20 protein-coding genes, 1 other RNA gene and 1 pseudogene are annotated in these 21,243 nt (G+C 73.8%); 13 read left to right on the top strand and 9 right to left on the bottom strand.

Annotated elements, in window-relative coordinates:
- Positions 1 to 212: 212 nt before the first annotated feature.
- Genes ACTVZO_RS13155 through ACTVZO_RS13145 form a run of 3 tightly spaced genes read left to right on the top strand, consistent with a single transcriptional unit; the run spans position 213 to position 3,170 of the window.
- Positions 213 to 1,085: a MaoC/PaaZ C-terminal domain-containing protein gene (locus ACTVZO_RS13155; protein ID WP_443298547.1), complete on the top strand. Its 873-nt coding sequence runs from the start codon at positions 213 to 215 to the stop codon at positions 1,083 to 1,085.
- Positions 1,086 to 1,118: 33 nt separating this feature from the next.
- Positions 1,119 to 2,195, top strand: a complete 1,077-nt coding sequence (locus ACTVZO_RS13150) for a Zn-dependent alcohol dehydrogenase (protein WP_443298546.1) — start codon at positions 1,119 to 1,121, stop codon at positions 2,193 to 2,195.
- Positions 2,196 to 2,228: 33 nt separating this feature from the next.
- The gene (locus tag ACTVZO_RS13145) at positions 2,229 to 3,170 is read left to right on the top strand and encodes a 3-oxoacyl-ACP reductase (RefSeq protein WP_443298545.1); all 942 of its coding nucleotides are present in this window, start codon (positions 2,229 to 2,231) and stop codon (positions 3,168 to 3,170) included.
- Here ACTVZO_RS13145 and ACTVZO_RS13140 read toward each other — a convergent pair.
- Positions 3,157 to 4,242: a hypothetical protein gene (locus tag ACTVZO_RS13140; protein ID WP_443298544.1), complete on the bottom strand. Its 1,086-nt coding sequence runs from the start codon at positions 4,240 to 4,242 to the stop codon at positions 3,157 to 3,159. The two genes, ACTVZO_RS13145 and ACTVZO_RS13140, sit on opposite strands and share 14 nt — an antisense overlap.
- A gap of 216 nt (positions 4,243 to 4,458) precedes the next feature.
- Between ACTVZO_RS13140 and ACTVZO_RS13135 the strand changes: the two genes are divergently transcribed.
- The 4 genes from ACTVZO_RS13135 to ACTVZO_RS13120 all read left to right on the top strand — a co-directional run bounded on the left by ACTVZO_RS13135 (position 4,459) and on the right by ACTVZO_RS13120 (position 8,595).
- A complete protein-coding gene (locus ACTVZO_RS13135; protein WP_443298543.1) occupies positions 4,459 to 5,499 on the top strand; it encodes an ABC transporter substrate-binding protein in 1,041 nt (346 codons plus the stop codon).
- Positions 5,500 to 5,615: 116 nt separating this feature from the next.
- Positions 5,616 to 6,473 carry a Nif3-like dinuclear metal center hexameric protein gene (locus ACTVZO_RS13130; RefSeq protein WP_443298542.1) on the top strand — a complete coding sequence of 286 codons (858 nt, stop codon included), beginning with the start codon at positions 5,616 to 5,618 and terminating at the stop codon, positions 6,471 to 6,473.
- Positions 6,470 to 7,213: a zinc ribbon domain-containing protein gene (locus ACTVZO_RS13125; RefSeq protein ID WP_443303155.1), complete on the top strand. Its 744-nt coding sequence runs from the start codon at positions 6,470 to 6,472 to the stop codon at positions 7,211 to 7,213. The genes ACTVZO_RS13130 and ACTVZO_RS13125 overlap by 4 nt, the downstream gene beginning before the upstream one ends.
- Positions 7,213 to 8,595, top strand: coding sequence for a bifunctional RNase H/acid phosphatase (locus ACTVZO_RS13120; RefSeq protein ID WP_443298541.1), 1,383 nt, complete (start codon positions 7,213 to 7,215; stop codon positions 8,593 to 8,595). Before ACTVZO_RS13125 ends, ACTVZO_RS13120 begins: the two co-directional genes overlap by 1 nt.
- Before the next feature lie 86 nt (positions 8,596 to 8,681).
- On the opposite strand, the gene rnpB is transcribed toward ACTVZO_RS13120, so the two are convergent.
- Positions 8,682 to 9,083: RNase P RNA component class A (gene rnpB / locus ACTVZO_RS13115), an RNA gene on the bottom strand.
- Between the two features lie 74 nt (positions 9,084 to 9,157).
- Here rnpB and ACTVZO_RS13110 point away from each other — a divergent pair.
- Positions 9,158 to 9,460 (top strand): annotated as a pseudogene (locus ACTVZO_RS13110) (MerR family transcriptional regulator); the annotation flags it as partial.
- A gap of 157 nt (positions 9,461 to 9,617) precedes the next feature.
- Here the strand turns inward: ACTVZO_RS13110 and ACTVZO_RS13105 are convergent.
- Positions 9,618 to 11,060, bottom strand: a complete 1,443-nt coding sequence (locus ACTVZO_RS13105; RefSeq protein ID WP_443298540.1) for an RNB domain-containing ribonuclease — start codon at positions 11,058 to 11,060, stop codon at positions 9,618 to 9,620.
- Between the two features lie 158 nt (positions 11,061 to 11,218).
- On the opposite strand from ACTVZO_RS13105, the gene yaaA reads away from it, so the two are divergent.
- Positions 11,219 to 12,022, top strand: a complete 804-nt coding sequence (gene yaaA / locus ACTVZO_RS13100) for a peroxide stress protein YaaA (RefSeq protein ID WP_443298539.1) — start codon at positions 11,219 to 11,221, stop codon at positions 12,020 to 12,022.
- Between the two features lie 104 nt (positions 12,023 to 12,126).
- Here yaaA and ACTVZO_RS13095 read toward each other — a convergent pair whose 3' ends face one another.
- Both ACTVZO_RS13095 and ACTVZO_RS13090 read right to left on the bottom strand, forming a co-directional pair.
- A complete protein-coding gene (locus tag ACTVZO_RS13095) occupies positions 12,127 to 12,876 on the bottom strand; it encodes a bifunctional DNA primase/polymerase (protein ID WP_443298538.1) in 750 nt (249 codons plus the stop codon).
- Positions 12,877 to 13,025: 149 nt separating this feature from the next.
- The gene (locus tag ACTVZO_RS13090; RefSeq protein ID WP_443298537.1) at positions 13,026 to 13,637 is read right to left on the bottom strand and encodes a TetR/AcrR family transcriptional regulator; all 612 of its coding nucleotides are present in this window, start codon (positions 13,635 to 13,637) and stop codon (positions 13,026 to 13,028) included.
- A gap of 131 nt (positions 13,638 to 13,768) precedes the next feature.
- Between ACTVZO_RS13090 and ddaH the strand changes: the two genes are divergently transcribed.
- Complete coding sequence (gene ddaH, locus ACTVZO_RS13085; protein WP_443298536.1) at positions 13,769 to 14,578, top strand: dimethylargininase; 810 nt, start codon at positions 13,769 to 13,771, stop codon at positions 14,576 to 14,578.
- A 13-nt stretch (positions 14,579 to 14,591) separates the two neighbouring features.
- On the opposite strand, the gene ACTVZO_RS13080 is transcribed toward ddaH, so the two are convergent.
- Positions 14,592 to 15,617: a small ribosomal subunit Rsm22 family protein gene (locus ACTVZO_RS13080; protein WP_443298535.1), complete on the bottom strand. Its 1,026-nt coding sequence runs from the start codon at positions 15,615 to 15,617 to the stop codon at positions 14,592 to 14,594.
- A gap of 9 nt (positions 15,618 to 15,626) precedes the next feature.
- Positions 15,627 to 16,937, bottom strand: a complete 1,311-nt coding sequence (locus ACTVZO_RS13075; protein ID WP_443298534.1) for a Bcr/CflA family multidrug efflux MFS transporter — start codon at positions 16,935 to 16,937, stop codon at positions 15,627 to 15,629.
- 109 nt (positions 16,938 to 17,046) lie between these two features.
- Here ACTVZO_RS13075 and ACTVZO_RS13070 point away from each other — a divergent pair, with 109 nt between their 5' ends.
- The 3 genes from ACTVZO_RS13070 (at position 17,047) to ACTVZO_RS13060 (ending at position 19,315) form a co-directional block, all read left to right on the top strand.
- A complete protein-coding gene (locus ACTVZO_RS13070; protein ID WP_443298533.1) occupies positions 17,047 to 17,808 on the top strand; it encodes an SDR family oxidoreductase in 762 nt (253 codons plus the stop codon).
- 65 nt (positions 17,809 to 17,873) lie between these two features.
- Complete coding sequence (locus tag ACTVZO_RS13065) at positions 17,874 to 18,734, top strand: PhzF family phenazine biosynthesis protein (RefSeq protein ID WP_443298532.1); 861 nt, start codon at positions 17,874 to 17,876, stop codon at positions 18,732 to 18,734.
- A complete protein-coding gene (locus ACTVZO_RS13060) occupies positions 18,731 to 19,315 on the top strand; it encodes a GNAT family N-acetyltransferase (protein WP_443298531.1) in 585 nt (194 codons plus the stop codon). Before ACTVZO_RS13065 ends, ACTVZO_RS13060 begins: the two co-directional genes overlap by 4 nt.
- A 27-nt stretch (positions 19,316 to 19,342) precedes the next feature.
- Here ACTVZO_RS13060 and ACTVZO_RS13055 read toward each other — a convergent pair whose 3' ends face one another.
- Positions 19,343 to 20,179, bottom strand: a complete 837-nt coding sequence (locus ACTVZO_RS13055) for a heme ABC transporter ATP-binding protein (protein WP_443303154.1) — start codon at positions 20,177 to 20,179, stop codon at positions 19,343 to 19,345.
- A 26-nt stretch (positions 20,180 to 20,205) separates the two neighbouring features.
- Entirely contained in the window at positions 20,206 to 21,243 is a 1,038-nt protein-coding gene (locus ACTVZO_RS13050) for a FecCD family ABC transporter permease (protein ID WP_443298530.1), read from the bottom strand.

The following is a 21,243-nucleotide window of genomic DNA, read 5'->3' as shown; positions in this document are numbered from 1 at the left end:
GCAACACGCCCCGGCAAGGCAGAATCTGACGTGAAGTCAGCAGTCTTCCCAAGTGCTGGGACGTGCGTTATACATTCCTTCACCGGCCCTAGAACGCGTTCTAGAACGCACTGCGGGCCGGCCCGCATACGACCTCGGTGCGGCCGACGGTGCGGACGGCCGCACCGAGGTCTTCCAAGGCCCCCGTTTCCACGACAGGGAGCAGCATCCACATGCCGATCGATGCCGCCAAGGCCCTCGCCGCAGACCCCCGCCAGGGGGACATCGGCTGGGACCACAAGGACATCCAGCTCTACCACCTCGGCCTCGGCGCCGGTACCTCCTCGAACGGGCAGCGGGGAGCCACCGACCCCGACGAACTGCGCTACACCCTCGAATCCAGCCTCCACGTCCTGCCCAGCTTCGCGACCGTCGCCGGCGCCGGCATGGCCATGCTCGGCGGCCTCGGCCAGCCCGGGATCGAGGTCAACCTCGCCCACGTCCTGCACGGCGGCCACTCCATCGAGCTGCACCGGCCCATCCCCGTCAAGGGACGGGCCACCTCCAGCTCCAAGGTCGCCGCCGTCTACGACAAGGGCAAGGCGGCCGTGATCGTGCTGCGCTCCGAGGTCGCGGACGCCGACGGGCCGCTGTGGACCAGCGACGCGCAGATCTTCGTACGCGGCGAGGGCGGCTTCGGCGGGGAGCGCGGACCCTCCGTCCGCGAGGAGCTCCCCGACCGTGCGCCGGACCGCGTCGAGGAGCGCACCATCCGCGAGGACCAGGCACTGCTCTACCGGCTCTCCGGGGACTGGAACCCCCTGCACGCCGACCCGGAGTTCGCCAAGACGGCCGGCTTCGACCGGCCGATCCTGCACGGCCTGTGCTCGTACGGGATGACCCTCAAGGCCGTCGTCGACACGGCCCTCGGCGGCGACGTGTCCCGGGTCCGCGCCTACCGCACGCGCTTCGCCGGGATCGTCTTCCCCGGCGAGACCCTGCGCATCCGGATGTGGCAGGAGACCGGCCGCGTCCTGGTGGCCGTCAGCGCCGCCGACCGGGACGACGCGCCGGTCCTCGCTGACACCGTCGTCGAACACTCGTAAGCACGAGACCGCAAGGACTTAAGGAGCCGCACCGTGCGCGCAGCACTGCAGAGCGAGATCGGCCAGGACAAGCTCGAGGTCGTCGACGACATGGAGGCCGTGGGTCTGGGCCCCGGCAAGGTCAAGATCCGGATCAAGGCCACCGGCCTGTGCCACTCCGACCTTTCCGCCATGAGCGGCGTCCTGCCGCAGCCCGCCCCCTTCATCCCGGGCCACGAGGGCTCCGGAGTGATCTCGGACGTCGGTGACGGCGTCACCAGCCTCAGCGTCGGCGACCGGGTCCTCGTCTGCTGGCTGCCGCCGTGCGGCCACTGTCCGTCCTGCAAGCGCGGCCAGGGCCACCTGTGTCTGGCCAGCCTGGTCAACGCGGGCACCCCCAACTTCAAGCGCGCGGGCGGCGACATCTTCGGCTTCGCCGCCACCGGCACCTTCGCCGAGGAACTCGTCGTCGACGCCGCGTGCGCCGTGCCGATCCCCGACGACGTGCCCTTCGACATCGCCGCGCTCATCGGCTGCGGGGTCACCACCGGCCTCGGCGCGGCCATCAACACCGCCAAGGTGGAAGCCGGTTCCTCGGTCGCCGTCATCGGCTGCGGCGGCGTCGGCATATCCGTCATCCAGGGCGCCAAGGTCCAGGGCGCGGCGCAGATCATCGCCGTCGACCCGGTGGAGTCGCGGCGCGCCGCCGCCCTGCGGTTCGGGGCCACCGAGGCGGTCGCACCGGACGCGTTCGACGACGCCAAGAACCGGATCACCGCCGGCGAGGGCTTCGACTACGTCTTCGAGGTCGTCGGCAAGTCCGCCACCGCGCAGACCGCGTACAAGATGACCCGGCGCGGCGGCAGCGTGGTCATCGTCGGCGCGGGCGCCATGGACGACACCTACCAGGTCGACATGTTCTCCCTCTTCTTCGACGAGAAGAAGATCCTCCCGTCCATGTACGGAGGCGGCGACGTCCTGCGGTCCTACGAGCGCACCATCGCGCTGTGGCGGGCCGGCCGGGTGGACCTGGCGGGGCTGATCACCCACCGGGTGCAGCTCGCCGAGATCAACGACGCCCTCGACCAGATGCGCACCGGCACGGCCCTGCGCACCTGCATCGAACTCTGACCCGTTCCACCGATTCCGAGGGGAACCGTACGGATGTCACTGCCACTTGAGGGGCTCAGCGCCATCGTCACCGGCGCGGGGCGCGGGCTCGGCCGGGCCGAGGCGATCGAACTCGCGCGGCTCGGCGCGAGCGTGGTCGTCAACGACTTCGGGCAGCCCGGCCGCGACGGCTCGGGCGAGGCCTCGGCCGCGCCGGCGGAGGAGGTGGCCGAGGAGATCCGGGCAGCGGGCGGACAGGCCGTCGCGCACCTGGGCGACGTGGCCGACTTCGAGCAGGCGCGCGAGCTCGTCGAGCTGGCCGTCGGCAGCTTCGGCAAGCTCGACATCCTCGTCAACAACGCGGGCATCCTGCGCGACCGGATGGTCTTCTCCATGTCGGAGGCGGAGTGGGACTCGGTGATCCGGGTCCACCTCAAGGGGCACTTCAACACCACGCACTTCGCGTCCGTGCACTGGCGGGAGAGGTCGAAGGCGGCGGGCGGCCCGGTCTACGGCCGGATCGTCAACACCTCCTCCGAGGCCTTCCTCGGCGGTTCGGCCGGCCAGCCGAACTACGCGGCGGCCAAGGGCGGCATCGTGGGCCTGACCACGTCCACCGCCCTGGCCCTCGCGAAGTACGGGGTGACGGCCAACGCCATCTGCCCGCGCGCCCGCACCCGGATGACCGAGGACGTCTTCGCGGGCTTCCAGGTCCCGGAGGAGGGCAAGCTCGACGCCCTCGCCCCCGAGCACGTCTCCCCGCTCGTCGGTTACCTGGCCTCACCCGCCGCGGCCAAGGCCAACGGGCAGCTGTTCGTCGTACACGGCGGGATCGTCGTCGTCATGGAACGCCCCAAGGTGGCCGCGAAGTTCGACACGGCCAAGGAGGCCTTCTCCTTCGAGGAGCTCGACGAGCTCCTGACCCCGCACTACGACTCCCGCCCGGCGAACGAGACCTTCGCCGCGACGGAGGTGCTGGGCCTCAAGCACGGCTGAGCGGAGCCTGCTGGAGCGGTACGGGGCGGGGCGCGGGCGGCGGTACGGGGTCCAGGCGGACCGGCGGGGGAGGGGCGAGCGGAATGCCCAGCCCGAGGATCCCGCAGGGCACGTCCGGGGTCGCGTACGGGAGGCGCAGGCGGCCCTCAGGGCTCCACAGCCCCGCACCGCCCAGCCAGCCCTGGGGCGCCCCGAGCCGGAAGACGTGCCGGTCGGCGGGGCGCCACAGGCCGATGCCGCCCTCCCCCGACGGGCCCATCCGCAGGGCGACCCCGCAGGTCTCCGGCATCAGCGCCTGGCCCGGCTGGACCGCGAACGGGGTCGCGTCGTCGTGCCGCAGGCACTCCGGGAAGCGGACCGGCAGGGAGCTGCCCAGCACCCCCCAGCCCAGGCGCGGTTCGCCCGGCGCGTCGGAGCGGATCAACAGCAGCCCGCTGTCCGGGTCGGCCAGCAGCAGCCGGTCCTCGCTGCCCTCCGCGATCTGCAGCAGCGGGGACACCTCCCCGCCGCGCTCCAGGTCCACGGCCACCGCCTTCGTGGTGCCGTCCAGTTCGCGGTCCAGGGCCAGCAGCCGGCCCGTCCGGTCCAGCCAGACGCCGCCGGAGCAGCGGCCGGGGACCTCGGCCACCCGCCGCGGCCCGAAGGCGCCCCCGGCCACCTGCCAGACCGTGGACCCGGCCTCGCCCGAGGCCAGCGCGAAGGCGCCGTGCCCGTCCGGGGACGGGGGCAGCAGGCGGACCCGTACCCCGTCCGCCGTTTCCACCCCGCCGAGCTGGAGCTCCCCGGTGCGCGGGCCCGCCGCGGCACCCGTCGGGTACAGCAGGGCGAAGGCGTGCCGGTCCGCCACCCGCCGGTGGATCAGCACCCGCCCGTCGGCCAGCGGCAGCACCTCGCTGTCGGCCTCCTCGGGCTGCGCGAGCGGCAGCGGCACCGCGTACGGCTCGGGCCCGGCCAGGGTCCAGCGCTCCGCGTAGAGCGCCTCGCCGTTCCCGGCGAGCCGGGCGGCGTACGCGCCGTCCGCGGTGATCGTGAACGGGGCCGTGATCGTCGTTTCGATGGCACAGACAGTCATCCGTGCGTCACCTCCGGTGAGGAAGCTAGTTTTCGCACTTCGTCCCGAACAACACGACCAACCCCGCTTCACACGTACGGGTGGCCGGGTGGGGGTTCGTGTGAGTGCGCGGCGGCGATTGTGCTGGGCGGGAGCGGGACGTTTAGGGTGGGCGTCCGGTTAGGTATGCCTAACTCGACCTGGCCGGCCCCCGCCCCCCACCCCTGGAGATGTGACATGTCCTTCCGACGCCGCGCAGCCGCCGCCGTCGCCCTCGCCGCAGCCGCCGCCCTCACCCTCACCGCGTGCGGCGGCCAGGACGCGAAGTCGGCCGAGGACTCCGCCCCCACCGGAGGCGGCGACAAGAAGGCCGTCGCGCAGGGCGGCAAGGAGTTCGGCGAGGCCGCCAGGAAGACGGCCGCCTTCGGGACCACCGCCGCGGCCGGGCAGTTCCCGCGCACCGTCACGCACGCCATGGGCTCCACCGAGCTGAAGGCCGCCCCCAAGCGCGTCGTGGTCCTGGACGTCGGCGAACTGGACAACGTTGTCTCCCTGGGCATGCAGCCCGTCGGCTACGCGCCGTCCGAGGGCGACGAGGGCATCCCCGAGTACCTGAAGAAGGACGCGGGCGACCCCAAGTCCGTCGGCACCATCAACAGCCTCAACCTGGAAGCGATCAACGCCCTCAAGCCCGACCTGATCCTCGGCAGCCAGCTGCGTGCCGCGGACAAGTACGACGCCCTCTCGAAGATCGCCCCGACCGTCTTCTCCCTCCGCCCCGGCTTCCCGTGGAAGGAGAACTACCTCCTGAACGCGGCCGCGCTCGACAAGACCGCCGAGGCCAAGGCCAAGCTCGACGCCTACCAGGCCAAGGCGGCCGAGCTCGGCACCGACCTCGGCGAGAAGAAGCCCACCGTCACGATGCTGCGCTACATGCCGGGCAAGACCCGCCTGTACGCCGGGGCCTCGTTCATCGGCACGGTCCTCAAGGACTCCGGCATCCCGCGCCCGCAGAACCAGCAGGTGGAGGACCTCGCCGTCGAGATCAGCCCGGAGCGGATGGACGAGGCCGCCGCCGACTGGATCTTCACCGGCGTCTACGGGGCCAAGGACAAGACCAAGCGCGACTCGGCCGAGGCCAACCCGCTGTGGAAGAACCTGGGCGCCGTGCAGCAGGGCCACGCCAAGGACGTTCCGGACGAGACCTGGTACCTGGGCCTCGGCGTGACCGCCGCCGACAAGGTCCTCGACGACCTGCGCGGCTTCCTCGTGAAGTAGACGGCCCGCGCGGCCGCCTCCCGGGCGAGACCCCCGGGCCGGGCCCCGAGCCAGCCCCCGGCCCGGCCCAAGCGGTCGGGCCATGGGGCGGGCGCCACGGACGGTAGCCTTGCACCGTGCCCCGTCTCTCTGAAGTCATCGCCGCGCTGGACGCTCTCTGGCCCCCCTCGCGGGCCGAGCAGTGGGATGCCGTCGGCACCGTCTGCGGCGACCCCGAAGCCGAGGTCTCCCGGGTGCTGTTCGCCGTGGACCCCGTACAGGAGATCGCCGACGAAGCCGTGAAGCTGGGCGCCGACCTGATCGTCACGCACCACCCGCTCTACCTGCGCGGCACCACGACCGTCGAGGCCGGCACCTTCAAGGGCCGCGTCGTGCACACGCTGATCAAGAACGACATCGCGCTGCACGTCGCCCACACCAACGCCGACACCGCCGACCCCGGAGTCTCCGACGCCCTCGCGGGCGCCCTGGACCTGCGGATCACCGGACCGCTGGTGCCCGACCCCACCGACCCCGCGGGCCGCCGCGGCCTCGGCCGGATCTGCGAACTGGACCACCCCGAGACGCTGCGCGAGTTCGCCGCCCGCGCCGCGGCCTGGCTTCCGCAGACCGCCCAGGGCATCCGCGTCGCCGGCGACCCGGACGCCCCGATCCGCCGCGTCGCCGTCAGCGGCGGCTCCGGCGACAGCCTCTTCGAGCAGGTCCGCGCCGCCGGCGTGGACGTCTTCCTGACCGCCGACCTGCGCCACCACCCGGTCTCCGAGGCCCGCGAGCAGAGCCCGCTCGCCCTCGTCGACGCCGCCCACTGGGCCACCGAGTGGCCCTGGTGCGAGCAGGCCGCGGCCCAGCTCGACGCGATCTCCGAGCGCCACGGCTGGGGTCTGCGCACCCACGTCTCGCGCACGGTCACCGACCCGTGGACGGCGCACGCGCCGTCCGTCACACACCCTTCTATCTCTGGAGCCCCCAACTGAACGCCGAGCCCGCCGACCAGATCCGACTTCTCGACGTCCAGGCCCTGGACGTGCGGCTGTCTCAGCTCGCCCACAAGCGCAAGTCGCTGCCCGAGCACGCCGAGGTCGACTCCCTGACCAAGGACCTCAGCCAGCAGCGCGACCTGCTCGTCGCCGCCCAGACCCAGGCCAGCGACGCCGCGCGCGAGCAGACCAAGGCGGAGCAGGACGTGGACCAGGTGCGCCAGCGCGCCGCCCGCGACCAGCAGCGCCTGGACTCCGGCGTGGGCATCTCGGCCCGGGACCTGGCCAACCTGCAGAGCGAGGTCGTCTCCCTGGCCAAGCGGCAGGGCGACCTGGAGGACGTGGTCCTGGAGGTCATGGAGCGCCTGGAGGCCGCGCAGGAGCGGGTCACCGGCCTCACCGGGAGCGTCTCCGCGCTCGAGGCCAAGCTGACCGACGCCACCGCGCGCCGCGACGCGGCCACCGGCGAGCTCGACGACGAGGCCGCCAAGGTCACCAAGGACCGCGAGGTCATCGTCACCTCCATGCCGGCCGACCTGATGGCCCTGTACGAGAAGATCCGCGTCAAGCAGGGCGGGGTCGGCGCCGCGCGCCTGTACCAGCGCCGCTGCGAGGGCTGCCGGCTCGAGCTCGACATGGCCGAGGTCAACGAGATCAAGGCCGCGGCCCGCGACCAGGTCGTGCGCCACGAGAACTGCGGCCGCATCCTGGTCCGTACGGCCGACTCGGGCATCTGATGCAGAGGCCTGTCCGGTTCGTCATGGAGGCGGACGGCGGCTCCCGGGGCAACCCGGGGCCCGCCGGCTACGGCGCGGTCGTCCTCGACCCGGCGACGGGCGAGACGCTGGCCGAGCGCGCGGAGTACATCGGCGTCGCGACGAACAACGTGGCCGAGTACAAGGGCCTGATCGCCGGGCTCAAGGCGGCCCGCGAACTGGCCTCCGACGCACAGGTCCTGGTCCGGATGGACTCCAAGCTGGTCGTCGAGCAGATGTCCGGCCGCTGGAAGATCAAGCACCCGGACATGAAGCCGCTCGCCGCCGAGGCCGCGAAGATCCTCCCGCGCACCCAGGTGACGTACGAGTGGATCCCGCGCGAGAAGAACAAGCACGCGGACCGGCTCGCGAACGAGGCGATGGACGCGGGCAAGCGCGGCAAGCAGTGGGAGCCTTCGGCGTCCTCCGCCGCCCTCGACCGCGGCGCCGCCGCCCCCGCCGGTCCTCCGGGGGACGCGGCGAAGGGCGCCGCCGCGGTCCGCGCGGCCCTCGCCTCGGGCTCCGGTCCGCGGGCCACCGCACCCGCGGCGGCCACCGCCGAGGCCGCGGACACCCGCGCGGCACGCGTCGCCGCCTCCGCCGAACCGGCGGGCACCGGCACGCTGTTCGCCGAACCGGGCCTGATCCCGGCCCCGGCGGCGGTGTCCGCCCCGGCCGGGACCGGCCTGCCCCGTCCCGCCGCCGGAGGTACCGGCGGCGCCGGCTGGGGGCCCGACATGGGGACGCCCGCCACCTTCGTGCTGCTGCGCCACGGCGAGACCGCCCTCACCCCGCAGAAGCGCTTCTCCGGCACCGGGGGCAGCGACCCCGAGCTGTCGCCGGCCGGCCGCCGACAGGCGTCGGCGGTGGCCGAGGCGCTGGCCGCCCGCGGCACCGTGCAGACGGTCGTCAGCTCCCCGCTGCGCCGCTGCCGCGAGACCGCCCAAGCCGTCGCCGACCGCCTCGGCCTCACGGTCACGGTCGAAGAGGGCCTGCGCGAGGTGGACTTCGGCGCCTGGGAGGGCCTGACCTTCGCCGAGGTGCGCGAGCGCTACCCCGACGACCTCCAGGCGTGGCTGGACTCCCCGCGGGCGGCCCCGACCGGCGGCGGCGAGAGCTTCACGACCGCCACCCGCCGGATCTCGGCGACCCGCGACCGGCTCCTCACCGAGCACGCGGGCCGCACGGTCCTGCTGGTCACGCACGTGACCCCGGTCAAGATCCTGGTCCGCCTCGCCCTGGGCGCCCCGCCGGAGGCGCTGTTCCGCATGGAACTGTCGGCGGCCTCCCTGTCGGCAGTGGCGTACTACGCCGACGGCAACGCCTCGCTCCGCCTCCTGAACGACACCTCGCACCTGCGCTAGCGCGTGGCCGGTGCACGCACAGAACCCCCCGCCCGTACGGGCGGGGGGTTCTCGTGTCCGCGGCACCCCGAACGGGGTGGGAACGGCAGACGAGCCGGCCTGTACGCCGGGTTCTGTCGCCCGGTGACCTCGCGGTCGCCGGGGAGACGGCCATCCATCTAGGGCCGGCGTTGCCGCCGGCCTCGTGCGGTCTACCCGCGAACTCGGGCGGGCAGCCCTCGAGCGTTCGCGCAGACCCGTCCGGGGACGGATCCTCTTGACCTTGCTCCGGGTGGGGTTTACCTAGCCGCCTGAGTCACCTCAGGCGCTGGTGGTCTCTTACACCACCGTTTCACCCTTACCGGGGGCCGAAGCCCCCGGCGGTCTGTTTTCTGTGGCACTGTCCCGCGGGTCACCCCGGGTGGGCGTTACCCACCACCCTGCCCTGTGGAGCCCGGACGTTCCTCGGCGGGATCCGGAGATCCCGACGCGGCCGCCCGGCCGACTCGTCTGCCGTGGCGACCATGTTACCGGCTGTGCCGTCGCCGCTTGACCTTGACGCAACGGCAGGGTTTCTACGGGCAGCCTGGACGAGGTGCGCGACGTCCTCGCGGACGACGCCGGGCGCGAGCTGGCCGACGTACTCGAAGAGCTCGACGCCGACCTGGCCCGCCAGGAGGCCGAGATCGCCGAGCGCCGGCGACGGCTCGCCGTGCTGCTGGCCGCCCCGCCCGGGGTGCTGGCCCTGTACGAGCGGCTGGACGAGCTCGCCGACGCCCCCGCGGACGACCCGCGGACCCCGCTCCTGGCGGCGGAGCTGGTCGCGGCCGTCCCCGACGAGGTGTTCGCCGCGATCCCGTCCGAGGGCGCGGTCGTACCCGGCTTCGTCCCGCCGGACGCGGTGGCCTCGGTCCGGGTCGACCGGCGCCATCCGCAGGGCCGGCTGGTCACGCTGTCCGAGGACGGACCCGCGCGCGCTGGTCAGCGCCCTGCGCCAGCCCGCGTAGCCCGGACCTCCCGGCGGGCCGGGCTTCGGCCGGGCTTCAGGCCGGGGCGAACAGGACCTTCGCGGTGCCCGGGTCCGCCTCCGTGAGGCGGACCCGGATCCGCTCGCCCAGGAGCAGTTCCAGAGCGGTGGACACCACGCGGCCGACCACCGCCGGGTCCTCCAGGTGGACCGTGCCCTCCCGTGGCTCCCGGTCCTTGACCTCGATCACCGTGGCCTCGAAGGTCTCCCCGACGCGGTCCTTGAGCAGGGCCGCCTCGACGAGGTCCACGCACTCCCGCTCGGCCCCGTTGGCCAGCCGCGCCCCGTCCGCCATCTCCTTGGGCAGCGCGTCCAGCGCCGCCACCGCCCACCGCGGGGGCTCGGCCCCGGCCACCGCCGCCAGGCACAGCTCGCCCGCGTACCGGTCGGCGAGCCGGCGCAGCGGGGCGGTGCAGTGGGCGTACGGGGCCGCGACCGCCGCGTGGATGGCGGGGTCCGGGGTCTCGCCGCCGGTGAACACGGTGTAGCCGGCGCCGCGCAGCAGGGCCGTGCACTCCTGGAGGAAGGCGGCGTGGGCGGGGCGGTGCGGGTCGAGGGAGCGCACGAGTTCGGCGTACGGGACGTGGTGCGGCCAGTCGATCCGCAGGGCCTTCGCCGTCCGCCGGAGCCGGCCGACGGCGCCGTCGGGGGCCTGCGGGAGGGTCCGCAGGATTCCGGTTCCGGCGGCCAGCATCAGGTCGGCGGCGGCGATGCCGGTCATGAGGGAGATCTGGGCGTTCCAGCCGTCGGCGGGGAGCGGGGCCCGGTAGGCCAGGGCGTACGAGCCGTCGTGGGCGACGACCTCCTGCTCGGGCACGTTCAGGGAGATGCCGCCGCGCTCCACCTCCAGGGCCTCGCGGAGCCGGCCGATGTCCTGGAGCAGGGCGACGGGTTCCTCGGCCGTACCGGTGTCGATGGCCTTCTGTACGCCGTCGTAGTCGAGCTTGGCCCGGCTGCGCACGAGGGCGCGGCGGACGTCGGTGGTCTCCACCCGGCCCTCGGCGTCGAGGTCGAGGCGCCAGAGCAGCGCGGGGCGGGTCCGGTCGGGCAGCAGGCTGGCCGCGTCCTCCGAGAGCACGCCCGGGTGCAGCGGGACCCTGCCGTCGGGGAAGTAGAGGGTGGTGACGCGGCGGTGGGCCTCCGCGTCGAGCGCGCCGCCCGGGGTGACGAAGGCGGCGACGTCGGCGATGGCGTAGTGGACGCGGAAGCCGCCGGCGGGCCGCCGGGCCAGGTGCATGGCCTGATCGAGGTCGCGCGCGGCCGGCGGGTCGACGGTGAACAAGGGGAGGTCGGTGGCGTCGGTGTCGGGCAGGCGGGGTTCGCGGGCGGCCCGCTCGGCCTCGGCGAGCACCTCGGCCGGGAACTCCTCCGGTACGCCCAGCTCGGTCCGCAGTGCGCGCAGGGCGGCCCGCAGGGCAGCCCCCTCCGCGCCGGTCATGTGCATGTGGCGGCGTGGCATGGACCGAGCCTAGGCCCTGGCCGGGCGATGTGCGCGGTTCGGGCGGCTTCGGCGGCCGGGCGGCGGCCGAAGCCGGGGGCGGGGCGGGGCGCGCGGGCCGTCTACCCTGGCTCGGGGGCCGCATCCCCTGCGCCGTGTCGTACCGAAGGAGATCCACCGTGCTCGTGCTGCTGCCGCCGTCCGAAGGAAAGGCCGCCGGCGGCTCCGGCGCACCCCTGAAGCCGGAGTCGCTGTCGCTGCCCGGTCTGGCCGAGGCCCGTGCGGGGGTCCTGGACGAACTGGTCGAACTGTGTGCGGCCGACGAGCTCAAGGCGCGCGAGGTGCTGGGCCTGAGCGAGGGCCTGCGCGGCGAGGTCGCGAAGAACGCGGAGCTGCGGTCGGCCCCGGCCCGGCCGGCGGGGGAGATCTACACCGGCGTGCTGTACGACGCGCTGGGGCTGGCGGACCTGACGCCGGCGGCGCGGGCGCTGGCCGAGGAGTCGCTGCTGGTGTTCTCGGGGCTGTGGGGTGCGGTGCGGATCACCGACCGGATCCCGTCGTACCGCTGCTCGATGGGCGTGAAGCTGCCGGGGCGCGGGGCGTTGGGCGCGTACTGGCGGGGGCCGATGGCGGAGGTGCTGCCGGCCGTTGCCGGGGAGGGGCTGGTGCTGGACCTGCGGTCGGCGGCGTACGCCTCGGCGTGGAAGCCGAAGGGCGAGGTGGCGGGGCGCACGGCCACCGTGCGGGTGCTGCACTCGCAGGTGGTGGACGGGGTGGAGAAGCGCTCCGTGGTGAGCCACTTCAACAAGGCGACGAAGGGCCGGCTGGTGCGGGACCTGCTGCTCGCGGGAGCGGCTCCGGCTTCGCCGGCCGAACTGGTCGAGGCCCTGCGAGGGCTGGGCTACCTGGTCGAGACGGACGCGCCGGTGAAGCCGGGCCGGGCCTGGGGCCTGGACGTGGTGGTCACCCAGATCCACCACTGACCCGCGAGCCCCGGCGGGGCCGGCACCGGATCGGGGCTCCGCCCCGGACCCCGCGCCTCACACGTCGGCGAGGCTGGATGCGGCCGGGCCCCGGCAGACACCCCCTAGTGGCCCAGGGGCCAGGCCACGGCGGCCGGGGTGAGGTTCGCGGTGCCCGCGTACGTGGCGCAGGCGTCCGTCAGGGTTTCGAGGAGGGTGAGGGGATCCGGCAGCGGGTGCTCCATGCCCCGGAGCCAGCTGACCGCCAGGTCACCCGGCAGGGCCGCCGGCGGCACCAGGACGTAGCTGCCGCGGCAGTGCCACCGCAGGCCCGGGTGCTCGTCCATCGTCTCGGGATGGCAGTCCAGTTCGCAGGGCCACCACTCGTCCTCGTCCTCGGGAGTACCGCGGGTGGCGGTGAAGAAGAGCATCCGGGCCTGCTCCCCGGTACCGCCCGACTCGGCGACCGGCCCGACCTCGATGCCCGCTTCCAGCAGGCGGGCGAGGGCGGCCGCGCCCGCTTCCAGGGGGACGTCCAGGACGTCGTGGACCATGCCCGTCGCGGTGATGAAGTTGGCCTGGGGCTGGTTGCGCGCCCACCGTTCGACCTGTGCGCGGTCGGTGGTCGACTGGGTCTGCCAGGCGAAGGAGAGCGGGTGGCGTGCGGGCGTCGGACAGCCGATCCGGTCGCACGAACACCGGTAACCGGCGGGATGGGCGGCGGGTGCGAGCGGCAGACCGGCGGCGGCGACGGCCAGGAGGAGCGCCTCGCGCTCTTTTCCGGGGTCCTCGGCGACGGGTTTCTGCCGCCGGCGCAGCCACTGGGAAATCCTGCTCTGCTCGCCGCGTTTGACGCGGCCGGACTCAGACCCCATCTATCCCCTCACCTCACCGTATCCCCGGCGGACCTTCACATGGTCCCACCATCCTGCGCCCCGGGTGACCGGTCTCGGTGACCGGGGGGTTGGGGATGGGTGACCGGCAACCCCCACATAACCACACAATTCAGCCATTTGGATTCCGGTCAGCGGCTGGTGACGTTGGCCACCCCGCCCAGTACCCGGTCCACCAGCGCGTCGCAGAAGGCGTGCGTCAGCGGCTGCGTGCGCAGCAGCCACCGGTAGGTGAGCGGGCCCAGCAGCATCTCCACCGTCAGCCGCAGATCGGTGTCCGGGGCCAGCTGGCCCGCCTCGCGGGCCGAGCGCAAGCGTGCCTCGTACAGGGCGAGCTGCGGCTCCAGCAGCCGTTCGTTGAAACGGGCCCCGAGCTCGGGGTCGGTCGCCCCGGCCGCCGTGAGGGCGCGCGCGGGGGCCGCGTACTTCTCGTCGCACAGTTCGTCCACCGTCGCCCGCAGGACGTACTTCAGGTCGGCCGCGAGGTCCCCGGTGTCGGGGAAGCCCGTCCACTGGCCTTCCGTCTCGGCCTCGCCGGCGAGCGAGAGCGAGGCGTCGAGCAGGACGGCCGCCTTGGAGGGCCACCAGCGGTAGATGGTCTGTTTGCCGACCCCGGCCCGGGCGGCGATCGCCTCGATGGTCAGCTTGTTGTAGCCGACCTCCCCGACCAGTGCGAGCGCGGCGTCGAGGATGGCCCGCCGGGAGCGGTCGCTGCGGCGGGTGGCGTCAGGGGTCTTGGTCATGTCCTGAAACTACCAACCGAGACGTCTCGTCTTCCTCTTGTCCGTTAAACCACCCAATCAGTTCACTGCGGTGTCCGGCGTAAGGAGAGACGATTCTCTCCACACCCGTCGTAAGTCGTGAGGAGCCTTCTTTGCGCAGAGACGCCACACCCCGGCGCTATCTGATGTGCCCACCCGTGCACTTCAAGGTCACCTACTCCATCAATCCGTGGATGGATCCCACGAAACCGGTGGACCTGCCCCTCGCCCTCGCCCAGTGGGAGGACCTGAGGGACCGCTACCGCTCCCTCGGGCACACCGTCGAAACCCTCGAACCGCACCCCGAGCTGCCCGACATGGTCTTCGCGGCGAACGGGGCGCTCGTCGTCGACGGCCGGGTGCTCGGGGCCCGGTTCGCCTATCCGGAGCGGGCCGCCGAGGCCGGGATCCACCTGGAGTGGTTCCGCGGCCACGGCTACCGGGACGTCCACGAGCCGTCCCACGTCAACGAGGGCGAGGGCGACTTCGCCGTCACCTCCAGCTACCTCCTGGCCGGCCGGGGCTTCCGCTCCAGCCCGCTCTCGCACGACGAGGCGCAGGAGTTCTTCGGCCGCCCCGTCATCGGCCTCGACCTGGTGGACCCGCGCTACTACCACCTGGACACGGCCTTGTGCGTCCTCGACGGGGACGAGGTCATGTACCACCCGGCCGCCTTCTCGCCGGGCAGTCAGGCCGTACTCAAACGCCTGTTCCCCGACGCGCTGCTCGCCGGGGAGGAGGACGCGGCGGCCCTGGGCATGAACGCGGTCTCCGACGGCCGGCACGTGCTGCTCCCGCAGGCGGCGACCGGGCTGCTGGCTCCGCTGCGGGCCCGGGGGTTCGAGCCCGTCCCGATGGACCTGGGCGAGCTGCTCAAGGGCGGCGGCAGCGTGAAGTGCTGCACCCAGGAGCTGAGGCCCTAGGCCGCCGGAGCGGCTAGGCCGTCGGAGAGGCCTGGCCCTCGGAGGCGGGCGGCGGCCAGGAGCGGCCCCAGTCGGCGTCCCGCGCCGCCTTGTAGAGGTCACCGTGGCGCTTGGTCACGGTGGCCCGGGTCAGGCCCTCGTCCCGGGGGCCGCACAGCTCCAGCAGTACGAGCCCCTTCCGGATCTGCGGCTTCCGTGTGATCCGGGAGGTGGCCGGCTCCGTCGGGAAGCGGGTCGCGGCGACGTAGCTGAACTTCTCGTCCTCGTACGGGAGCGAGCCGCCCTTGACCTTGCGGTGCAGGGAGGACCGGCTGACCCGCGCCGAGAAGTGGCACCAGTCCTGCCCGACCTCGATCGGGCAGGTCCCGTCGTGCGGGCACGGGGCGGCGACCCGCAGCCCGGCCGCGATCAGCTGGTCGCGGGCTTCGCGGATGCGCAGGTACCCCTCCGGCGTGCCCGGCTCGACGAACACCACGGCCTGCCCGGCGCGTGCCGCCTCGGCGATGACGGCCGTACGGGCCTGCGGGGTCAGCTCGCCCAGTACGTACGAGACCGTCACCAGGTCGGACTCGGGCAGCGTCAGCCCGGCGCCGATGACCTCCCGCCGCCAGGCCGCGCCGCGCAGCACCTCGGAGGCGGAGGCCGCGGCCAGTTCACGGCCCAGGGCCAGCGCGGGCTCCGCCCAGTCCAGCACCGTGGTCTCCCGCGGGCCGTCCCAGGTGGCGTCGACCGCCCAGGTCGCGGCGCCCGTGCCGCCGCCCACGTCCACGTGCGAGCCCGGCGTCCACCGCGGGGCCGCCTCGGCGAGGCCGTCCAGGGCGGCCCGGACGGCCTCGAAGGTGGCGGGCATCCGGTACGCCGCGTACGCCGCCACGTCGGAGCGGTCGCGCAGCACGGGCGCGTCGGTGGGGGTCTGCCCCCGGTAGCTGGCGATGAGCCGCTCGACGGCGGCCGCGGCCTGCTTGGGCGGAAGTCCGTCGAGCAGCCCGCCGAGCGTGCTGCGGAGGGTGTCGGAGGTGGTGGGGGCGGAGACGTTCACCCGCGAAGTTTACGGCGCCGCGGGCGCCATGGGTTCGCGGCTGCGCCAGGGGCGGCACAGGCCGATGAAGCAGGCCACCGCCAGCAGTGAGCAGGCCAGCTGCACCACGGCCATGGGCACCGCCGTGTCCTCGCCCGCGATCCCGACCAGCGGCGAGGCGACCGCGCCGACCAGGAAGGAGGAGGTGCCGATCAGCGCGGAGGCCGAGCCGGCGGCGTGCGGGGTGCGCATGAGGGCCTGCGCGTTGGTGTTCGGCATCACCAGGCCCATCGCCGACATCAGCACGAACAGGGCGGCGGCGATCGGGACCAGTCCGACCTCCCCGAACACCCCGGTCGCCATGAGCAGCAGGGCCACCGAGGCGACCGTGGTGATGGCGAGTCCGATGGACAGGGTCTTGTCCATGTCGACCCGGCCGACCAGCAGCTTGCCGTTGATCTGGCCGACGGCGATCAGGCCGAAGGAATTGACGCCGAACAACAGGCTGAAGGCCTGGGGCGAAGCGCCGTAGATCTCCTGCACCACGAAGGGGGAGGCGGCGATGTACGAGAACAGCACGGCGAAGGCGAAACCGCCGGCCAGCGTGTAGCCGGTGAAGACGCGGTCGCCGAGCAGTCCCCGCATGGTCCGCAGGGCCGCGCCGACGCCGCCGGTCTGGCGCCGCTCGGGCGGCAGGGTCTCGCCGAGGCTGCGCCACACCATCACGGTGAGGACCACGCCGACGGCGGTGAGGACGAGGAAGACCCCGCGCCAGTCGGAGAAGCGCAGCACCTGGCCGCCGATGAGCGGGGCGACGATCGGGGCGGTGCCGGATATGAGCATGAGGTTGGAGAAGAACCGGGCCATCTCGACCCCGTCGTACAGGTCGCGCACGACCGCCCGTGCGATGACGATCGCGGCCGAGCCGGCCAGGCCCTGGAGCAGACGGAAGGTGATCAGCAGTTCGGCGGTCGGGGCGAGCGCGCAGATCGCGGTGGCCAGGACGTACATGACCATGCCGATGAGCAGCGGCTTGCGGCGGCCCCACTTGTCGCTCATCGGGCCGATGACCAGCTGGCCCAGGGCCATACCGGCGAGGCAGGCGGTGAGGGTGAGCTGGATGGTGGCGGCAGGGCTGTGCAGGACGTTGGTGACTTCCGGCAGGGCCGGGAGGTACATGTCCATGGACAGCGGCGGGAGGGCGGTGAGCCCGCCGAGTATGAAGGTGACCAGCAGGCCCGTGCGGCGTGCTGCCTTCAGGGGTGCGGTGGTGGTGGGGACGGAGGGCGTTTCGGGTGACGGTTCGTGTGCGCGGGCCGTCACGGGGCCTCTCTCCGACATGCGGAACTCCAGTCTGCTTGTCTTCTTTTGTGCACCCCTGACCGACCCATGCTCTCAGCAATCGGAACGTTCGGGGACTGGGGCGCCGTGTGACGTACTCTGCGGCCCCATGGACGAACCCACGACGAAGATCGCTGTAGTGACGGGGGCCGGCTCGGGAATCGGCCGCTCCGTGGTCCTGGCCCTGGCCGCGGCAGGCTGGTCCGTGGCGCTGGCGGGCCGCCGTGCGGAGCCGCTCGAGGAGACCGCCGAGGCGGCCGGGGACGGCGCCGACGTGCTCCGCGTACAAACGGACGTCAGCGATCCGGACGAGGTCGCCGCACTGTTCGGGGCGGTCCGCGAGCGGTACGGGCGGCTCGACCTGCTCTTCAACAACGCGGGCACCTTCGGCCCGGGCGGCGTCCCGCTGGAGGACCTGTCCTACGAGGCCTGGCGCTCGGTGGTCGACGTCAACCTGACCGGTTCCTTCCTGTGCGCGCAGGCCGCCTTCCGCCAGATGAAGGCGCAGGACCCGCAGGGCGGCCGGATCATCAACAACGGCTCGATCTCGGCGCACGTGCCGCGCCCGAACTCCGTCGCCTACACCGCGACCAAGCACGCGATGACCGGCCTGACCAAGTCCCTGTCGCTGGACGGGCGCCCGTACCGGATCGCCTGCGGGCAGATCGACATCGGCAACGCGGCCACCGAGATGACCGAGCGGATGCAGACCGGGATCCTCCAGGCCAACGGGCAGCTGGCCGTCGAACCGGTGATGGACGCCGCCGACGTGGCGCGCACGGTGCTGCACATGGCGGAGCTCCCGCTGGAGGCGAACGTGCAGTTCGCGACGGTGATGGCGACGACGATGCCGTACATCGGGCGGGGCTGAGCCCTGCGCGTTCCCCGCCCCGGGCGGCGGGGAATGCGCGCCGCGACCCGGCAGTTGAGCTGATCATGACGACTGAGGTGCTTCACTACGCGGCCTTCTCCGGCGACCCGGCGGGCGGCAACCCCGCCGGTGTCGTGCTCGACGCGGCCGGGCTGGACGACTCCGCGATGCTGGGCATCGCCGCCGCGCTCGGCTACAGCGAGACGGCCTTCCTGACGGCCCCGCCCGAGGGGCTGGGGGGCGAGCCGGGCCGGGCCTTCACCGTCCGCTACTTCAGCCCGAAGGCCGAGGTGCCGTTCTGCGGGCACGCCACCGTCGCCACCGCCGTGGCGCTGGGGGAGCGGATCGGCCCCGGGGAGCTGCTCCTGGCGACGCGGGCGGGCACCGTCCCGGTGTCCGTCACCGCGCGGGACGGGCTGCTGCGGGCCACGCTGACCAGTGTGGAGCCGCACACCGAGGAGATCGGCGCGGACGACCTCGCCGAGGCGCTGGCCGCGCTGGACTGGCCGGAGGCGGACCTGGACCCGGCGTTCCCGCCCCGCGTCGCCTACGCCGGAGCCCGCCACCTGGTGCTCGGCGCCGGCAGCCGGGCCCGGCTCGCGGACCTCTCGTACGACTTCGCCCGGCTGGAGGCGCTGATGCGGCGCCTGGACCTGACGACCGTGCAGCTGGTGTGGCGCGCGGGCCCGGCGGAGTTCCACGTACGGGACCCCTTCCCGGTCGGCGGGGTCGTCGAGGACCCGGCGACGGGCGCCGCCGCGGCCGCCTTCGGCGCGTACGCCCGCGAGCTCGGCCTGGTCCCGCCGGACGCCGTGCTCACCCTCCACCAGGGCGCCGACATGGGCCGGCCGGGCGTGCTCACGGTGGAACTGCGCGCGGGCGACCCCCGGGTCCGGGTCGGCGGAGAGGGTGTGCGGATCGAGTGAGCGCGGACCCCGGCGCCCTGCGGGTGGCCGGCTTCGCCGAGGCCGCCGTTCCCCCGGCGCAGGCCCGTCAGGTCGCCGCCCTGGAGGCCGCGGCCTGGCCGGGGTCCTCGCCCGGGCACGACCCCGCCCTGGCGCCGCGGGCCCTGCTGCTGACGGCCCGCGACGGCACGGTGGCCGCGGCGCTGGCGCTGCTGTACAAGGAGATCGAGGTCGCGGGGCGGACGTACCGCGCGGCCGGGCTCAGCGGCGTGGTCACCCGGCCCGAGCTGCGGGGCCGCGGGCTCGGCGGCCGGCTGGTGGCGGCGGCCCGCGCCGAACTGGCTGCCGATCCGGCCGTGGACCTGGCCCTGTTCAGCTGTGACCGTCCGCTCTCGGCGTTCTACCGGGCGGCCGGCTTCCCGCCGCTGCCGGGCACGGTCCTGGTCGGCGGAACGCCCGGGGAACCGCTGGCCACCGACGGTCCCGGCTTCGACAAGGTGGTGCCGGCGGCCTTCTTCACGGCTGAACCGGACCGGGACCGGGCCGCTTTCACGGGCATCCGCGTCCCGCTGTACCCCGGGAGCACCGACCGGCTGTGGTGAGGGCGGACCCGGCCGAATCCGGCCGGGTCACACGGGTCGGGGCGCCTCGCCCCGGACCGGGACCACCAGCGGTGCGCCGGTGCGCGGGTGGGGGAGTACCTCCACGGGCTGCCGGTAGACGCGGCTGAGCAGCGCGTCCTCGAACACCTCGGCGGGCGGCCCGGCCGCGGCGATCCGTCCGCCGTACAGGACGGCGGCCCGGTCCGCGTAGGCGGCGGCCAGTCCCAGGTCGTGCAGGACGACGACCACCGCGTCCCCGGCGGCGGCCTGCTCCCGGCAGATCCGCAGCACGAGTTCCTGGTGGCGCAGGTCCAGGGCGGCGGTGGGTTCGTCGAGGAGCAGCAGCGGCGCCCGCTGGGCCAGTACGCGGGCCAGTGCGACCCGCGCCCGTTCGCCGCCGGAGAGGGCGGAGAAGGGCCGCTCCGCGAAATCGGTGACTTCGGTGGCGGCCATGGCGGCGGCCACCGCCTCCTCGTCCGCGTCGGCGAACGGGGTGCCGGCCCAGGGCGCGCGGCCCATCCGCACGACGTCCGCCACGGGGAAGGGGAAGGACAGCGCGGCCGACTGCGGCAGTACGGAGCGCCGCAGCGCCAGGTCGGGGGCCGACCACGCGTGCACCGGGCGGCCGTCGACCCGGATCTCCCCGGCGGCGGCCGGCAGATCGGCGGCCAGCGCGGCCAGCAGCGTGGACTTGCCCGCTCCGTTGGGTCCGACCAGGGCCAGCACCTCGCCGGCCCGGGCGGTCAGGTCGATGCCGGCCAGGACCTCGCGCCCGCCGAGCCGCACGTGCAGGCCGGAGATCTCGGCGAGGTCCGCACCGGGTGCGGGGCGGGCCGGGACGGTCCGCCGGTTCCGGGAGAGCAGCCCGGTGAGCCTGCCGGTCGTTCCGGTCACGCCCAGCCTCCTTGCTTGCGGCGGGTACGGCGCAGCAGCCAGAAGAAGAACGGGCTGCCGAGCAGGGCGGTCAGGACGCCGAGCGGCAGCTCGGCCGGCTGGGCGAGGGTACGGGCGGCCAGGTCGCCCGCGACCAGGACCAGGGCCCCGGCCAGTGCGCTGCCGGGCACCAGGAAGCGGTGGCCGGGGCCGTTGGCCATCCGCAGCAGGTGCGGGACCAGCAGCCCGACGAAGGTGATGATGCCGGCCACGGCCACGGCCGCGGCGGTGAGCAGCGCCACGACCAGGATGAGGGCGAGGCGCAGCCGCTCGACGTCGATGCCGAGGTGGCGGGCGGGGCGTTCGCCGAGGGAGAGGAGGTCGAGGCGGCGGGAGTGGAAGGGGGCCACGAGCAGGCCGGCCAGGGCGCAGGGCAGGACGGCGAGCACCTTGGGCCAGGTGGCCTGGGCGAGGGAGCCGAGCTGCCAGAAGGTGATCTGGTTGACCTGGCCGCTGTCCGCGAAGAAGACGAACAGCCCGATGAGCGCGCCCGCGAAGGCGTTGACGGCGATGCCGGTGAGGATCAGGGTGACGACCTCGGTCTTCCCTCCGTTGCGGGAGAGGAAGTAGACGGAGGTCACGGTGATCAGGCCCGCGACGAACGCGCAGACGGTGATGGTCCAGTTGCCGAAGAAGCTGAGCCCGAGCCCGATGGCGGCGACCGCGCCGACCGCGGCGCCGGCCGAGATCCCGATGACGCCGGGCTCGGCCAGGGGGTTGCCGAAGACGCCCTGCATGAGCGCGCCCGCGCAGCCCAGGCTCGCGCCGACGAGCAGCGCGAGCACGACGCGGGGCAGGCGCACGTTCCACAGGACGCTCTCCCCGACCCGGTCGAGGGGCGCCCCGCCCAGCCCCATGTGGTGCTGGACGGAGGCGACGACGTCCCCGAGGGGTATGTGGTAGGCGCCGGTTCCGGCGGAGACCAGGGCGAGTACGAGCAGGCTGACGACGAGGGCCGTGGTGAGCAGGGAGGCCCGTCTGTCGGGGAGGGTCAC

Origin of the sequence: Streptomyces sp. IBSNAI002, assembly GCF_052244475.1 — a bacterium.
Lineage (GTDB): Bacteria > Actinomycetota > Actinomycetes > Streptomycetales > Streptomycetaceae > Streptomyces.
This window is presented reverse-complemented; position numbering and strand designations above follow the sequence as displayed.

Bases quoted from the DNA above. Each gene is read 5' to 3' on its own strand.
- ACTVZO_RS13075 (WP_443298534.1), bottom strand. From the start codon at position 16,937: ATGTCGGAGAGAGGCCCCGTGACGGCCCGCGCACACGAACCGTCACCC.
- ACTVZO_RS13105 (WP_443298540.1), bottom strand. From the start codon at position 11,060: ATGCCACGCCGCCACATGCACATGACCGGCGCGGAGGGGGCTGCCCTG.
- ACTVZO_RS13120 (WP_443298541.1), top strand. From the start codon at position 7,213: ATGCAGAGGCCTGTCCGGTTCGTCATGGAGGCGGACGGCGGCTCCCGG.
- ACTVZO_RS13070 (WP_443298533.1), top strand. From the start codon at position 17,047: ATGGACGAACCCACGACGAAGATCGCTGTAGTGACGGGGGCCGGCTCG.
- ACTVZO_RS13155 (WP_443298547.1), top strand. From the start codon at position 213: ATGCCGATCGATGCCGCCAAGGCCCTCGCCGCAGACCCCCGCCAGGGG.
- ACTVZO_RS13140 (WP_443298544.1), bottom strand. From the start codon at position 4,242: ATGACTGTCTGTGCCATCGAAACGACGATCACGGCCCCGTTCACGATC.
- ACTVZO_RS13095 (WP_443298538.1), bottom strand. From the start codon at position 12,876: ATGGGGTCTGAGTCCGGCCGCGTCAAACGCGGCGAGCAGAGCAGGATT.
- ACTVZO_RS13065 (WP_443298532.1), top strand. From the start codon at position 17,874: ATGACGACTGAGGTGCTTCACTACGCGGCCTTCTCCGGCGACCCGGCG.
- ACTVZO_RS13135 (WP_443298543.1), top strand. From the start codon at position 4,459: ATGTCCTTCCGACGCCGCGCAGCCGCCGCCGTCGCCCTCGCCGCAGCC.
- ACTVZO_RS13145 (WP_443298545.1), top strand. From the start codon at position 2,229: ATGTCACTGCCACTTGAGGGGCTCAGCGCCATCGTCACCGGCGCGGGG.
- ACTVZO_RS13090 (WP_443298537.1), bottom strand. From the start codon at position 13,637: ATGACCAAGACCCCTGACGCCACCCGCCGCAGCGACCGCTCCCGGCGG.